The 13,922-nt window shown below is 66.0% G+C and carries 8 protein-coding genes; 4 read left to right on the forward strand and 4 right to left on the reverse strand.

The window, feature by feature from the left end; translation table 11 throughout:
- The first annotated feature begins 112 nt into the window (after nucleotides 1-112).
- Both LZK98_RS19160 and LZK98_RS19165 read left to right on the forward strand, forming a co-directional pair.
- The gene (locus tag LZK98_RS19160; protein ID WP_233784104.1) at nucleotides 113-967 is read left to right on the forward strand and encodes a TolB-like translocation protein; all 855 of its coding nucleotides are present in this window, start codon (nucleotides 113-115) and stop codon (nucleotides 965-967) included.
- Nucleotides 968-1,077: 110 nt separating this feature from the next.
- Nucleotides 1,078-1,824 carry an isocitrate lyase/PEP mutase family protein gene (locus LZK98_RS19165; protein ID WP_233784105.1) on the forward strand — a complete coding sequence of 249 codons (747 nt, stop codon included), beginning with the start codon at nucleotides 1,078-1,080 and terminating at the stop codon, nucleotides 1,822-1,824.
- 159 nt (nucleotides 1,825-1,983) lie between these two features.
- On the opposite strand, the gene LZK98_RS19170 is transcribed toward LZK98_RS19165, so the two are convergent.
- Entirely contained in the window at nucleotides 1,984-7,893 is a 5,910-nt protein-coding gene (locus LZK98_RS19170; protein WP_233784106.1) for an autotransporter outer membrane beta-barrel domain-containing protein, read from the reverse strand.
- Between the two features lie 939 nt (nucleotides 7,894-8,832).
- Nucleotides 8,833-9,318: a 2-amino-4-hydroxy-6-hydroxymethyldihydropteridine diphosphokinase gene (gene folK / locus LZK98_RS19175; RefSeq protein WP_233784107.1), complete on the reverse strand. Its 486-nt coding sequence runs from the start codon at nucleotides 9,316-9,318 to the stop codon at nucleotides 8,833-8,835.
- Between the two features lie 22 nt (nucleotides 9,319-9,340).
- Between folK and LZK98_RS19180 the strand changes: the two genes are divergently transcribed.
- Entirely contained in the window at nucleotides 9,341-9,997 is a 657-nt protein-coding gene (locus tag LZK98_RS19180) for a uracil-DNA glycosylase (protein WP_233784108.1), read from the forward strand.
- A 54-nt stretch (nucleotides 9,998-10,051) separates the two neighbouring features.
- Nucleotides 10,052-11,392, forward strand: a complete 1,341-nt coding sequence (locus LZK98_RS19185) for an Nramp family divalent metal transporter (protein WP_233784109.1) — start codon at nucleotides 10,052-10,054, stop codon at nucleotides 11,390-11,392.
- On the opposite strand, the gene LZK98_RS19190 is transcribed toward LZK98_RS19185, so the two are convergent.
- Both LZK98_RS19190 and LZK98_RS19195 read right to left on the reverse strand, forming a co-directional pair.
- The gene (locus LZK98_RS19190; RefSeq protein ID WP_233784110.1) at nucleotides 11,384-12,928 is read right to left on the reverse strand and encodes an MFS transporter; all 1,545 of its coding nucleotides are present in this window, start codon (nucleotides 12,926-12,928) and stop codon (nucleotides 11,384-11,386) included. The genes LZK98_RS19185 and LZK98_RS19190 overlap by 9 nt on opposite strands.
- Nucleotides 12,907-13,842: an alpha/beta hydrolase gene (locus tag LZK98_RS19195; protein ID WP_233784111.1), complete on the reverse strand. Its 936-nt coding sequence runs from the start codon at nucleotides 13,840-13,842 to the stop codon at nucleotides 12,907-12,909. The genes LZK98_RS19190 and LZK98_RS19195 overlap by 22 nt, the downstream gene beginning before the upstream one ends.
- Nucleotides 13,843-13,922: the final 80 nt, after the last annotated feature.

Raw genomic sequence — 13,922 nt, forward strand, 5'->3', positions numbered from 1 at the left:
CGGTTGCACGGTCGCCCAATCGGCCGTCGTCTGCAAGGCTGCCGGGCTTGCCTCTCCTCATCCTTGCCGGTACGCATTGGCACATAACAGGAACGAATGGGGAGCGGAGACGATGCGCGCGTGGCGTCAGACGGTGATGGTTGCGGCTGCCGTCCTCTCTCCCGCCGCCCTCGCGGCCGATGCCGGCTGGACTCCGCCCGCCCCGCTCTCGACCGATCAGTTCGAATCGCATCCCGCCTTCGATCCCCTGACCGGCGACGTCTGGTTCGTCCGCTCGAAACCCGATTTCAGCGGCTGGCGCATTCTCTACAGCCGCTGCGGCCCGCGCGGCTGGGAAGCAGCTAGGGACGCCCCGATCGCCGGCGACGGGCTGGAGGCCGACCCGGTCTTCACCGACGGCGGCCGCCGGTTGTGGTTCATCTCGAACCGCAGCACCGACGGCATCCGCCGCAAGGACCTGGATATCTGGACCGTCTCGCGCAGGGCAGACGGCCGCTGGGGCACGCCCGAACGGCTGCCGGCGCCGATCAATTCGGATGGGCAGGAGTGGTTCCCCCGCGAAGCGCCCGATGGCTGGCTCTATTTCGGCTCGAACCGCCCCGGCGGCATCGGCAAGACCGATATCTGGCGCGCCCGCCGGACGAACGGCGGCTGGACGGTCGAGAGCGCCGGCCCCGCGATCAACGGCCCCGGCGACGATTACGAGCCGCTGGTCTCTCCCGACGGCACGCGCATGCTGATCGCAACCGCCGAGGGCTATTACGAAAGCCACCGCGGCCCGCATGGCTGGCTGCAAAGAACGAAGCTCGGCCCGGGCTACAACGTCAACCGCACCGAGATCGGCGCGCTGTTCGCGCCCGACGGCAAGGCGGTGCTGATCGCGCGCGACGTTGGCGACGGCAAGTCCGGTGAGCTGGTGATGATCGGCAAGCCCCAGCCAGGCTGGCCGCCGCGCTGCCGGGGTTGACCGCAAGTTTCAGGAGGCATTCGCCGCCGCCCCCTGCCATCGCCTGATCATCGTCCGGGTTTCCGCCGGATGCGGTAAAGAGCGGTTCGAGTCACGGAGAGGGAGAAGCCATGTCGAAGTTCCAGCAGTTCACCGCGCTCCACGTCGCCGGCACGCCGCTCGTGCTGTTCAACGCCTGGGACGCCGGCAGCGCCCGCGCGGTCGCGCGCGCCGGTGCCCGGGCGATCGCCACCGGCAGCTGGTCGGTCGCCGACGCACACGGTCTCGCCGACGGCGAAGGCGTGCCGGTCGACCTCGTGATCGCCAACGCCGCACGGATCGTGGGTGCCGTTGACCTTCCCGTCACTATCGACTTCGAGGCCGGCTATGCCGCCGACGCAGAAGGCCTCGCCGCCAACGTCACCGCGCTCGCGGCCACGGGTGCGATCGGCTGCAACTTCGAGGACGGCCTCGCCGGCGGCGGCCTCCGCCCGGCAGCGGATCATGCCGCCCGCATCGCCGTCGCGCGCAAGGCGGCGGGCGCGGATTTCTTCATCAACGCGCGCACCGACATCTTCCTCCAGGCCAAACCCGACACGCATGACGCCGCCAAGGCGGAAGACGCCATCGCCCGCGCCCATGCCTACGCCGAAGCCGGCGCCAACGGCTTCTTCGTACCTGGGCTGGTCGACCTCGACCTGCTCGCGCGCGTCTGCCGCGAATCGCCGCTGCCGGTGAACGCGATGACCTGGCCCGGCGCGCCCTCCAACGCCGAGTTCGCCGCGGCTGGTGTCGCCCGGATCAGCTACGGTCCCGGCCCCTATCGTATCGCGATGCAGGCGGTCGAGGACGCGGCGCGCGCGATCTACATCGGCTAAGCGCTCGGGTCGGATGAGGTTGAACCTAGTTGCCTTTCCCGCCTCATATCCGTCTTTGGTCGATCTCCTGCCGATGCAATGTCCTGCACGGAAGATTATGGATCGATCCGATGTTCCTGGATCGGTCGATCCACAATGTCGCCCCCGCGCCTGCTCTCTCTAAAAACGCATCTGCAGGCCGACGCTCGCTTCCTGACCCGTACTATCGGCGCCGAATTCGCTGCCGACACGGGCCATGAGCATGGTCGATTGCGAAAGACGCGCGTTCAGTCCGGCGGAAACCGTGGCCAGGGTACGGCTTCTCCCCGCACCATAGGCAAGCATCGATCCGGTTGAGATGTCCGTGAAATCGGCCCTGGCGGTCACCGTCCGCCCGGATAGCTGGCTGCGCGCTCCTGCCGAGAGCCACGGCTGCAACATATGGCTCGGGCTGCCGGTCAGCTTCAGGGCAGCGCCCAGGAAAGTGGCGTCGGTCTTGGCGCCGCTCACCGACAAGTCGAAGGGCGTACCGTCCGCCTCCCGCACCGCTGCGCGCTTTGTATCGATCCGTGTCGCGCCCAGCTCGGGACTGAGCGTCCAGCCGTCCGACAGATCGAAGTCGTAGCTGAGATGGACGTCATAGATCCAGCTGTTCAGATCGTAATGCCCGCGAGCCTTGTCGCCGGGAAGCGCGCGATCGGTGTCGGCGTTGCTGCCGTCATGCGCGACCAACGCAGTCACCGCGACCCGATCGACCTGCAGCTTGCCGACAACGCCTGCGATGACGCCGTCCGCATCGGTGCTGGCGCCCAGCTCGCGAAGGCGCTGCGAAGCGCTCGCCCAGCCGACGAATGCGCCGATCGACGCCCGCTCGGAGCCGTAGCCCACGCCGCCGACGAGCCCATGAGCCGAAATGTCGGCGCGGGCCGTTCCTCTGGCAGCCTGTCCGGGCAAGTCACGCCAGCCGCCGAACACCTGTCCGAAGGTGAAAAGCCCCGCGTCGCTGCGCCCCTCCCCCATGGCGAAGCTCCGACTGGCCGAGACCAGCGCCAGCCCCTTCTCGACGCCGATTTGGGTGGCCGAGGCATAGGCTTCCGGCGAGAGCTGCCGCATTGCCGTGTCGCTCGCAAAGCCGTTGGCGTCGAGCAGGGACGGGACGGCGGCGAGCATCGCGGCCGGCAGGGATGCGTCGGCCAGCACGCCGTTCAGATAATCGGCGACCCGCGCCGCCTGCGCATTGGCACCTGCCGTCAGCATGAACTGCCCGCGCAATTCGATGCCGTCGGCCGTCTGGACGATCAGGCCCAATGTGGCAGGGGCATTGATCGTGCTGAAGCGGCCGGAGATGCTGTCGCTCGCCGTGATGAGGTCATAGGTCACGCCCGGCGTGAGCGGCCGCGACCCGGTGAGGGTGAGTGTCGCGCCGTCCGCGATGGTGACCTTGCCATTGACGACGATGGCATCGCTGACGGTCGGCGTTATCTCGAAGAGCGTGGTGGAGCCGCTCGCCAGCGACAATGCGCCGTTGATGGTCATCGTGCCGGGGGAAGCGCCCGGGCTCAATGTGCCTTGGACGTTCACATCGCCGTTGACGGTCCCGGCGCTGCCGAAGGTCGCGCCGCTGGCGACGTCGAAGCGCCTCGCGGTCATGGTCGAGCCGAGCGCGCCGACGACCCGGCCACCGATGATCGCGAACGTGCCCAGGCTGTTGATCGAGTTGTTCTCCGCGACGCGGAAAATGCCGTTCGAAACCTCGATGGAGTCGAAGCTGGCGGGTTCGGCGTAGACGATCGTCCCGCTGCCGATCTGCCGGAGATTCTGGAAGTTCCGATAGCGCGACGCCTGATATGTGCCGTTGGCGTCGGCATCCACGATCAACGCGTTGATGCCCGCCCCACCGTCGACCGTGCCGGTCAGCACGCCGCTGGCCGACTGGGTATAGCTGTCGTCGCCCGAGCCGAAGGTGACGTCGCCGTCGATCGTCCCGTAATTCTCCACGCGGTTGCTGCCATCCCCCAGGGCGAGGGAACCGGCGATCGTGCCGTTGTTGCGGATATAGTCGTCCGCTGCACCCGTCTGCACGGCGCCAGCCAGGCGAGCGCTGCCGGTGTCGATCCAGCCGCTGCCACGGACGATGCCGTCGTTGACCAGCGTCAGAGCGCCGGCGGCGGAGAGGATCGCGATCGAATCCTGCCCGTCCGCAGCGATCAGCCCACCGGCCTTGTTGTTCAGAGACAGGCCGGCAGGGGCCGCAGCGCGGATCGTGACAGCGGGATACACATAAGTGAGGGGATTCCCCTGGTAATCGACGCTGTCGAAGCGAACGCCGTCACCCGAGGTGCGGATCGTGCCGGAGTTGGTGAGGGACACCGCCGTGATCGTGTCGGCGACGGTGTTCACCGGATAATCGAAACGGCTGTAAACAGAAATGCCCGCCAGATCGCCCTCGATCACACCTTGGTTGTCGAAGGAAATGGCGCCTTTGCCGCCGTTGCCCGACGCCGTAATGTTGACCGCGGCGACCTCGGTCGACCGTATCGTGCCCTTGTTGACGATGCTGGCTGCCGGCGAAGTGGCCGTTGTCGAAAATCGCATGGCGATCGTCATGCCGCCGTCGATGATGCCGTCGTTGCTGGCCGTCAGCGTCGATAGATCGGATGCCCCTAGATACACGGCCGATCGGAAATAGCCCGTCGTGCCGGCGATACTTCCCGAATTGTCGAAGTTCACGACATCGTTGGCCGAAATCCAGGCGCCGTAGGTGCCGATGTTGCCGCTGTTGGTGAAGCTGCGCGTGCTGATCGACGCGCCGCCGATATCGGCTTCGTTCGTGAAGCTTGCCAATATCGGCGGGATGGTCAGAAGGCTCGTCTGATAGGTGCCGACGAGATCGGTTGTGGAGGCGCGGTTGATGATCCTGCCATCGCCGCCCACGTTGATGGCGCTGGTCAGGACCGTGTCGGCGACCAGTGTCAGCGTCGTGTCGGATCCTGATGCGACCGAAAGCCGCTCCTCGAAATTTCGTGCTTCGGTGATCGGACGATCGACGGCGACTGTGCTCGTTTCGGCATATTCCGTGCCGAAGATGTCCCTCCCCTCCCCGCCATCGATGATGCCGGTCACGCCCGTCGTCCCGGATTTGGCGTAAAAGAGATCGTTCCCGGCACCGAACAGCAGATCCCCCTGGAGCGTACCGCCCTGCGCGATGTAACTGCTCGGATAATAGGACTGGCCGCCGTAAGGGGCATAGGCGAGATCGACCGTGCCAATGATCGAGCCGCTGTTGACGACCGATCCGCCCTGGAGCTGAATGGCAGTGCCGTTGCCGCCGCGGATCACGCCGGCAGCATCATTCCGGATCGTCGCAGTATAGCCGGAAATCGCCGCCGTGGTCAGGCTCTCCAACGTGCCGGCATTGTCGATGCTCGTACTGGAGCTGTCGACCCAGACGGCCTGGTTGCCGACCCTTACGATGCCGTTGTTGGTAACTTCACGGGCGGTGATGCCTTGCGATGCCGTTCCGCCGGGCGCCTCGATGATGGAGCCGTTGTTGATCACCTCCGCAGCGCCGCTGATCGCGATGGCGCGATCCAGCAGGATCGTCCCGTCGTTGACGACCTTGCCGCCTTCGCGGATGACGACAGGCAGGGCGAAATTGGCCGGCAGCGCGTTCTGGTAGCTGATCGTGCCCTTGTTGGTGAACTGCCCGGCGGAGCCGAGATAGACCGCTGCGCCATATTCCGGATAGGTCAGGGCGCCGGTGTCCTGTCGGCGGATAGTGATGTCACCGTGACTGACGATCAGGAGATCGGAATTTTCCCAGGACGCACCAGGAAGCTGGAAGGGGGCGGCGACGGTGATCGCCGTGCCGTCCGTGATTGTGAAATCGGCATCGAGGTCGACCGTGCCGTGCCCGCCGAGCGTCAGGCTCTCGGTTCGTGCCCTGGCGGCATTCAGGCCGAGCGTTGCCCCCTCGGCCACCTCATAGCTGACGCTGCCGAAATCGGCGACTTTGCCCAGCATCTGGGTCGCGTCGGACGTGACCTGGTAGCGAAGCGCCGCGCCATTGGCGGTCACCGTGCCGTTGATGCCGGTGAAGCCGCTGCCGGTCCGGCTGCTCAGATCGGCGATGAACGTGTCGCTCTTGCTGAGCGTCAGGTCGCCGTTGAGGACGCCGCCTTTCTGGGCAAAGAAGGTGTTGCCGCTATATGGCGAGTTGCTGGCGAGGTAGACGTCGCCTTCGATCGTGCCGGCATTGATGACCGTTGCCCCGTAGACCCCGCCCGCACCGGCTTCCGGTCCGATGGCCATGGTGCCGCCGCGGATCACACCTCCCGCCTGATTGTAGAGCGTGCCGCCGGCGACCACAGCCGTTCCGGCAGAGGAGATCAGACCGCTGTTGAACAGAGTTCCGCCCATCTGGCGGACTCCGACCTTGGCACCATCGATCGTGCCGCTGTTTTCGATCTGATTACCGGCGCCCCATTCGATGGTGAGCGCGGTGCCCGCCGTCGAGCGGATCGTACCGCTGTTCGCGAAGGGGCCCCAACTGAATACAACCGCGTTGTTGGTCGCCGTTATCGTGCCGCTGTTGGTAAAATCGACACTGCCACCGGCGCGCAGCGCATCGCCTATGATGTCGATCGTCCCGGCATTGTCGAATGCCATGCCGTACAGCGATATGGCTCCGCCGTTGCCGTTGGAATTGCCGGTAATCGTCCCGAGGTTGGAGAATTCAAGGCTGTACGCATAGCCGTCACCTGCCTGCAGCCCGAGATAGCCGTTCGCGACCAGATTGGTCCGGTTGATCACCGTCCCGCTGCCGGAAAGGGTGAGCGGCCCCGCCCAGGCGAAGCCATCCGCCAGGGTCGTCGTCGCGTCCGACGCCGTGGCGATCCGCAGATAGTCGAACCCCGGCACCGAGATGCCGGTCGCGATCGTGCTGTCCTGCCGGATGTCGAGGAGGATGCCGTCATTGCCCTCGCCGCCGTTGATTGCTCCGGTGACGCCGGTGAACAGCGCGCCGTCCTTCATCGTGGCAACGAGCGTATCGTTACCCGCACCGAAGATCAGATCGCCGTTGATCGCGCCGCGGGTGGAATCGACCGAGCTGTTCGCGACATAGGTGGCCGGCGCCGTCTGGATCAGGACATCGCCGTCGATCGTGCCCGAATTGACCAGTTGCAAGCCCCCGTCGGCCGCACGGATCGCCGTGCCGTCGCTGCCGGCCCGGATGCTGCCGCCCGTCTCGTTGGTCAAACGGATGCCGTTGCCGTCGATCGCCATGCCCGTGCCGGAATTGGAGATCGTGCCCGAATTGATCAGGGTATAATTGTAGCCGATGCCCATGACGGTGGCGGCAGCACCGCTCGAGGTGATGATCCCGCTGTTACTGAGCGTTGCGGAAGGACCGATGTAGCCGGAAACTCGGCCGTCGATGGCGCTGTTCTGGCCGCCGTCGATCACGCCCTTGTTGTCCAGACGGGAGAAGACGCCGCTGATCGCGCCGATCACGCCCGATTCCTGATTCACGATGTCGAGATAGGACCCCACGTTCGGCGCCACTTGGATCGCCCGCCCGCTGGTTCCGCTGATCGTGCCGCTATTGTCCAGCACCAGGAAGGTGTAACCGTACGGATTGGCGGCCGAGCCCGTCATGGCGATGCCGGTCGTGCCGGTGACGCTACCGCTTGCGCCGACGGTCAGCCTGAGCGTTTCGGAGGTATTGAAACTGGCATTGCGAGCGCCGGTGCGAAACTCGATGCCGTACTGACCGATTCCCTGGACGGCGCCATCGGCGACAATGGTCGTGGTGTTGGAGTAACTGGCGCCGCTTTGACGCGCAACGAGCAGGGCAGCCGCTGTGGATGACGAAAGGACGGCCCCCTCACTGATCTGAACCGTGCTTCGGTCGGATGCCACAACGAGACCGCCGGTCTGCGTGCCATCGCACTTGGTCGTCTGGTCGGCGAGGGGGGGATCGGGGACGCACTGCGCCGATGCCGCGGTGCCGGAAAGCGCCGCGACTGCAAGCGCGCTCACACTCAACGCATAGCGATAAGCTCGCCGCCTAGCGGAAAAAATGGCCATGAATCCCCCCGTAAAACGGATAGACTCTATGGGAAGTCGATTTGATTTTGTCTAGAGTGCAACGAAGTTCTTATTAACCAGAATATCCTGATATTGAATTCATCTTGCCGGCGGATCGCCACTTCTACAAAACAAAACACAATTAAATCTAGAGTTCGAATTACTTAAACATAGCATCGCGCAGCGTCGAACGCCAGATGATCATCGCAGGCACTCGAACAGAGCAGAACATTCCGGAAGGAGACAGATAGTCATTGCTTAGAAGATTTCGAAACACCTGAGATTGTTTTCCTGTCTGATCTAGCGATGCAACTCGAACTGATCGAAGGACTCATCGCCTCATAACGGACAACAGACCCTGGAGCTCATGTTTCGCGCAATGATGGCTGTCAACGTCGCTATCGACGGACACGGCGACAAAACACTGCCGGAGGTTGAGGGAAGGCACTAGGCCCGGAATATAGAAGGAGCGGTCTATTCGACCGCTCCTTCGTCGCGTTCGGCAGGCTGATGAGATTACCTCGAATTGGTGAGCCCTGCTGGATTCGAACCAGCGACCTACTGATTAACCTCCCACTTCGGCTTTCGCCGCCCCGTTACCGGGTTCGTGGTCTGGACCTTCCCTTCACCTTATCCCGAAGGACGTAGGTGGGTGCCGTCAGGCCTCTACACCTTCCCCGTTGCCGGGGCTTGGCTCGGGATTGCCGTCGCCGCGACGCGGACGGGTTCCCCGACTTTGACACCTTCTCATCCGCCAATTTCTCGGCGGTGACTCCAATCGAAGTCAGTTGCTCTACCGACTGAGCTAAGGGCCCTCACTATCAAATCTCGATCAAAACCGTTTCGCGACCTCCTCCAACAACTTGCATCTGCACTATAATCAGTCCGGTCGTCACGCAGCTGAAAGCCGCTTGCCCTACCGACTGAGCTACGGAACCGCTAAGGCTGCGCCCTACGTGTGGCGCGCGGCCGGGTCAACCGCGCGAGGAGGTGATGGACGCTGAGGCCGGTCACCGGATCGCGCCAGCGGGACGCGATCGCGGCCAGCGGCTGGAGAACGAACAGGCGCTCGCGGAAAGCCATGTGCGGCACGATCAGGCCCGCGCTCGCCCACGCGCCTTCGGACCAGAGGATGATATCGAGGTCGATCACCCTGGCGCCCCAGCGCCGGCCGCGGCGGCGGCCGAAGGCGTGCTCGATCGCCTTCAGGCGACGGAGCAGGACATCCGGTGCCTCGTCCGTACTGACGATCGCGGCGGCATTGGCGTAGCGGCGCAGGGACGGGCCCATCGCGACGCTGCCGACGATCGGCGAAACCGCGATCGGCTTCAGCAGCGCCAGCGCCGCGCGCACCTCGTCCTCCGGGCCGCCGTGCCGCCCCCTCCGGTTCGATCCCAGCGCGATCGCGTAGCTTGTGAGCCCCATGCGCCTGCCCTAGCGGAGATGCGTGAGCTTCGCACCCGGCCCCATTCCCGCAACCGAGCCGCCGCGCGACTGCCCGCGCTGTCCGCGGCTGGTGGCGTTGCGGGAGGCGCTCAGGGTCGAGCATCCAGGCTGGTGGAATGCACCCGTTCCGGCGTTCGGTGATCCGGAAAGCTGGCTCGGCATCATCGGCCTTGCCCCCGGCAAGCACGGCGCCAACCGCACCGGGCGGCCGTTCACCGGCGACTATGCCGGCGAGTTGCTGTTCGGCACGCTGGCGAAGTTCGGTCTCGCCGCCGGCCGTTACGAGGGACGGCCCGACGACGGCCTGCGCCTCACCGGCGCGGTCATCCTCAATTCGGTCAAATGCCTGCCGCCCGAGAACAAGCCGACACCGGAGGAAACCCGGACCTGCCGGACCTTCCTCGACGGCCAGGTCGCGGCGCTGCCCCGGCTGCGCGTGTTCGTCGCGCTCGGCCAGATCGCGCACCAGTCGGCGGTGAAGGTGCTGGGCGGCAAGCTGCCCAAGGCGCGTTTCGCCCATCTCGCGGAGCACCGGATGCCCGACGGGCGTATCCTGATCGATAGCTATCACTGCTCGCGCTACAACCAGAACACCGGCCGGCTGACGGCGGAGATGTTCGAGGCCGTTTTCGCGCGCGCCGTAGAGCTCGGCGGTTGAGCCGGGACGATGCGCACCACATAAAGGGTCCGGATCAACCGGGGAAAGGATCATATGGCGCCGCCGCCCGTTGCCGACGCTGTCGTGCCGCCGCCTTCGCCGAGCCTGTCCCCAAGCCTTTCCGAGGTCCACCGCTCGGTGCATGTGCCGGCCGTCGCGGGCTTCTGGCGCAAGCTCGGCGCGTTCGCGGGGCCAGGCTATCTGGTCGCGGTCGGCTATATGGATCCGGGCAACTGGGCGACCGACCTCGCCGGCGGGTCGGCGTTCGGCTATACGCTGCTCTCGGTCATCCTGCTGTCGAACATCATGGCGATGGTGCTGCAGGCGCTGTCGGCCAAGCTCGGCATCATCGGCGGCATGGACCTGGCCCAGGCGTGCCGCGCCAACTACTCGCGTCCGGTCAACATCGCGTTGTGGCTGCTGTGCGAGCTGGCGATCATCGCCTGCGACCTGGCCGAGGTGATCGGCACCGCGATCGCGCTGCAGCTGCTGCTCGGCATCCCGCTGGTCGCGGGCATCGCGATCACCGCGGTGGATGTGCTCCTGATCCTCGCGCTCCAGCGCTACGGATTCCGCAAGCTGGAGGCGTTCATCGTCGCCCTGCTGATCATCATCGCCGGCTGCTTCGCGCTCGAGCTCGTCTTCGCCCAGCCCAGTCTGGCGGGGATCGCGCGCGGACTGATTCCCAGCCCGGAGATCGTCACCAACCCAGCGATGCTCTACATCGCGATCGGCATCCTCGGCGCGACGGTGATGCCGCACAATCTCTATCTCCACTCGGCGGTGGTGCAGACGCGCGCCTTCGCCCCGACGCCCGACGGCAGGCGCGAGGCATTGAAGCTCGCGACGATCGATTCGAGCGTGGCGCTGATGCTGGCGCTGTTCATCAACGCCGCGATCCTGATCCTCGCCGCAGCCGCCTTCCATACCACCGGCCGCACCGAGGTCGCCGAGATCCAGGATGCCTATCGGCTGCTGACCCCCGTGCTCGGCGTCGGCGCGGCGAGCGTGATCTTCGCGATCGCCCTGCTTGCCTCGGGGCAGAATTCCACCGTAACCGGCACGCTCGCCGGCCAGATCGTGATGGAGGGATTCCTCAACATCCGCCTGCCGGTGTGGCTGCGGCGGCTGGTCACGCGGATGATCGCGATCGCGCCGGCGGCGATCGTCGCCGGGCTCTATGGCGAGAGCGGCACCGCCAGGCTGCTGGTGCTGAGCCAGGTGGTGCTGAGCCTGCAGCTGCCCTTCGCGATGGTGCCGCTCGTCCAGTTCACCAGCAGCCGGCGATTGATGGGCGAGCATGCCAGCCGCGGATGGCTGCTCGCCGCGGCCTGGCTGATCTGCGCGGTGGTGATCGGGCTCAACGTAACGCTGCTGGCCGGCGTGCTATTGTAGGTCCTCGCGCACCCTGAGGATCAGGATCGCCGCGCCGACGAAGCAGGCGGCGGCGATCGGGAACGAGACGATCGGCGCCTCCGGATAGAGCGCGCGGGCGAGCGAGCCCATCACGCTCGACACCACGAGCTGCGGCAGCACGATGAAGATGTTGAACAGACCCATGTACACACCGAGCTTCGCCTGCGGCAGGCTGGCGCTGAGCAGAGAATAGGGGATGGTCAGGATCGATGCCCAGGCCATGCCGATGCCGACCATCGACAGGATCAGCGGCGTCGGGCTGGCGATCAGCAGCACCGAAGCGAAGCCGAGCGCGCCGGCGACGAGGTTTACCGCATGGAGCCGCGTCGCGCCGATCCGCTCGGCGAGCGCGGGCAGGATGAAGGCGTAGAGCGCTGCCACGCCGTTGTAGACCGCGAACAGCACGCCGACCCAGTCGGCGCCGTCGTTATAGGCTCGCCCCACCGCTTCGGTTGCGCCGAACTGATAGCGGGTGACGATCGGCGTCGCATAGATCCACAGGATGAACAGGCCGAACCACGACAGGAACTGGACGAGCGCGAGTTTGCGCATCGTCGGCGGCATGTTGGCGAGATCGCTCAGCAGATGGTTGAGCAGCGAATCGCGCCGCCCCTGCGCCACGGCGACGGCGTTGACGATCTGCGCGGAGCCGAACGCGGCAAGGCCGAAGCCGAGGACGTAGAGCGGCTTGTCGAGGCCCAGCCACCATACGCCCGCCGCCAGCGCGAGCCCGACCGCCAGCCACAGGCCACCGACGGCCGCGCCCGGCGCGCCGAGCGGTGCGTGCTCCGCCTCGACCGTCGTCGCGCCGAACCGCGCCAGCTCCTCGGGCGAATATTCGCGCGTCGTCAGCACCGTCCACAGCACCGCCGCGAACAACGCTACTGCGCCGATATGGAAGGCGTAGGCGACCGCCGGCGGGATCGTCCCCGGCGCGGCGGTATTGCTGACGCCCAGCACCTTGGTGAGGAATGCGGGCGCGAGCGAGGCCAGCACCGCGCCGGTGCCGATGAAGATCGTCTGGAAAGCATAGCCGCGCGTGCGCTGCCGCTCATCGACCATATCGCCGACGAAGGCGCGGAAAGGCTCCATCGAGATGTTGATCGAGGCGTCGAGCATCCAGAGGAGCCCCGCCGCCATCCACAGCGCCGACGCGCTCGGGAACAGCGCCAGCGCGAGCGAGGCGAGGATCGCGCCCATCAGGAAATAGGGCCGGCGCCGGCCGAGCCTGCCCCAGGTGCGGTCGCTGAAATGGCCGATGATCGGCTGGACGATCAGGCCGGTAACCGGCCCTGCGATCCACAGGATCGGCAGGTCGTCGATCGAGGCGCCGAGCGTCTGGAAGATGCGGCTGACGTTCGCGCCCTGCAGCGCGAAGCCGACCTGGATGCCGAGGAAGCCGAACGAGAGGTTCCACAGCTGCCAGAAGCCGAGCAGCGGACGGCGCTGGCCTACCCTGCCCTCCTCCTCCAGCGCCTGGTCCGCCGTCTCGCTCACCGTCGCGCCAGCAGCCATCCGAGCACCTCGTCTAGGCGCGCGGCCCAGCTCAGCTCCTCGTGTGCGGCGCCGGGATAGACGCGGCTCTCATAGTCGCGGCCCCGCTTCCAGCCGAGGCGGGCGAAGTCGGCATCGATCGCCTTCTGATACGGGCCGTAGGCGGCGTCGAGCGTCGCGGTACCGTGGTCGCTCCAGATGCGGCGTCCGGCGGGGGCGCCGAGACGGGTGTCGAGATAGGTCCGCCACAGCACCGCGACATCGGGATTGAACGGCCCGATCGTGGCAGGATTGCCGAGCGGCCAATGGGACGACAGGAGCGCCGCCTTGCCGAAGACGCGCGGATATTGCGCGATCGCCGCCAGCGAGATCAGTCCGCCCATGCTGGACCCGGCGATCGCGGTGTGGTCGCGGTCGGGTCGGGTACGATAGTCGCGGTCGATCGCCGGCTTGAGCTCGTCGACGATGAAGCGGAGATAGGCGTCCGAACTGATCGCGCCGTCGGCGAGACGGTCGAGTTCCGTCCGGATCGATGCCGGCGCGGCATCGTAGACGGCCTTTGGCAGATATTGTCGATAGCGCGCATTGCCCGGGTTCCAGATGCCGACGACGATGACCGGCGCGATCCGCTTCGTCGCGACCAGCCGCCGGATCGAGACGTCGACGCCCCACACTTTCTTGAATGCCGACAGATTGGGGTCGAACAGATTCTGCCCGTCGTGCATGTAGAGCACGCCGTAGCGCCGCTTGCCGCCGTCGTAGCCCGGCGGCAGCCAGATGGTGACGTGCGGCGGCGCGATATTGGCCGAGGGCATCGCCGCGACCTCGACGAAGCGGCCGTTGTCCTGGGCGACGGCGGGAGAGGTGAAGGCGAGGATTAGGCCTAGCAGGAGGAGGACGGATCGCCAGATCAATCCCGGCGTCATCCCGGGCATGACCCGGGATCCAGGGTCGCAGGCGACGCGGCTCTTGGCTCTGTATGCCGGATCAAGTCCGGCATGACGGATTGGTGAGG

The organism is Sphingomonas cannabina (assembly GCF_021391395.1).
Taxonomy (GTDB): domain Bacteria; phylum Pseudomonadota; class Alphaproteobacteria; order Sphingomonadales; family Sphingomonadaceae; genus Sphingomonas; species Sphingomonas cannabina.

Coding starts and splice junctions, on each gene's coding strand:
- LZK98_RS19160 (WP_233784104.1), top strand. CDS start 113: ATGCGCGCGTGGCGTCAGACGGTGATGGTTGCGGCTGCCGTCCTCTCT.
- LZK98_RS19170 (WP_233784106.1), bottom strand. CDS start 7,893: ATGGCCATTTTTTCCGCTAGGCGGCGAGCTTATCGCTATGCGTTGAGT.
- LZK98_RS19185 (WP_233784109.1), top strand. CDS start 10,052: ATGGCGCCGCCGCCCGTTGCCGACGCTGTCGTGCCGCCGCCTTCGCCG.
- folK (WP_233784107.1), bottom strand. CDS start 9,318: ATGGGGCTCACAAGCTACGCGATCGCGCTGGGATCGAACCGGAGGGGG.
- LZK98_RS19190 (WP_233784110.1), bottom strand. CDS start 12,928: ATGGCTGCTGGCGCGACGGTGAGCGAGACGGCGGACCAGGCGCTGGAG.
- LZK98_RS19195 (WP_233784111.1), bottom strand. CDS start 13,842: ATGCCCGGGATGACGCCGGGATTGATCTGGCGATCCGTCCTCCTCCTG.
- LZK98_RS19165 (WP_233784105.1), top strand. CDS start 1,078: ATGTCGAAGTTCCAGCAGTTCACCGCGCTCCACGTCGCCGGCACGCCG.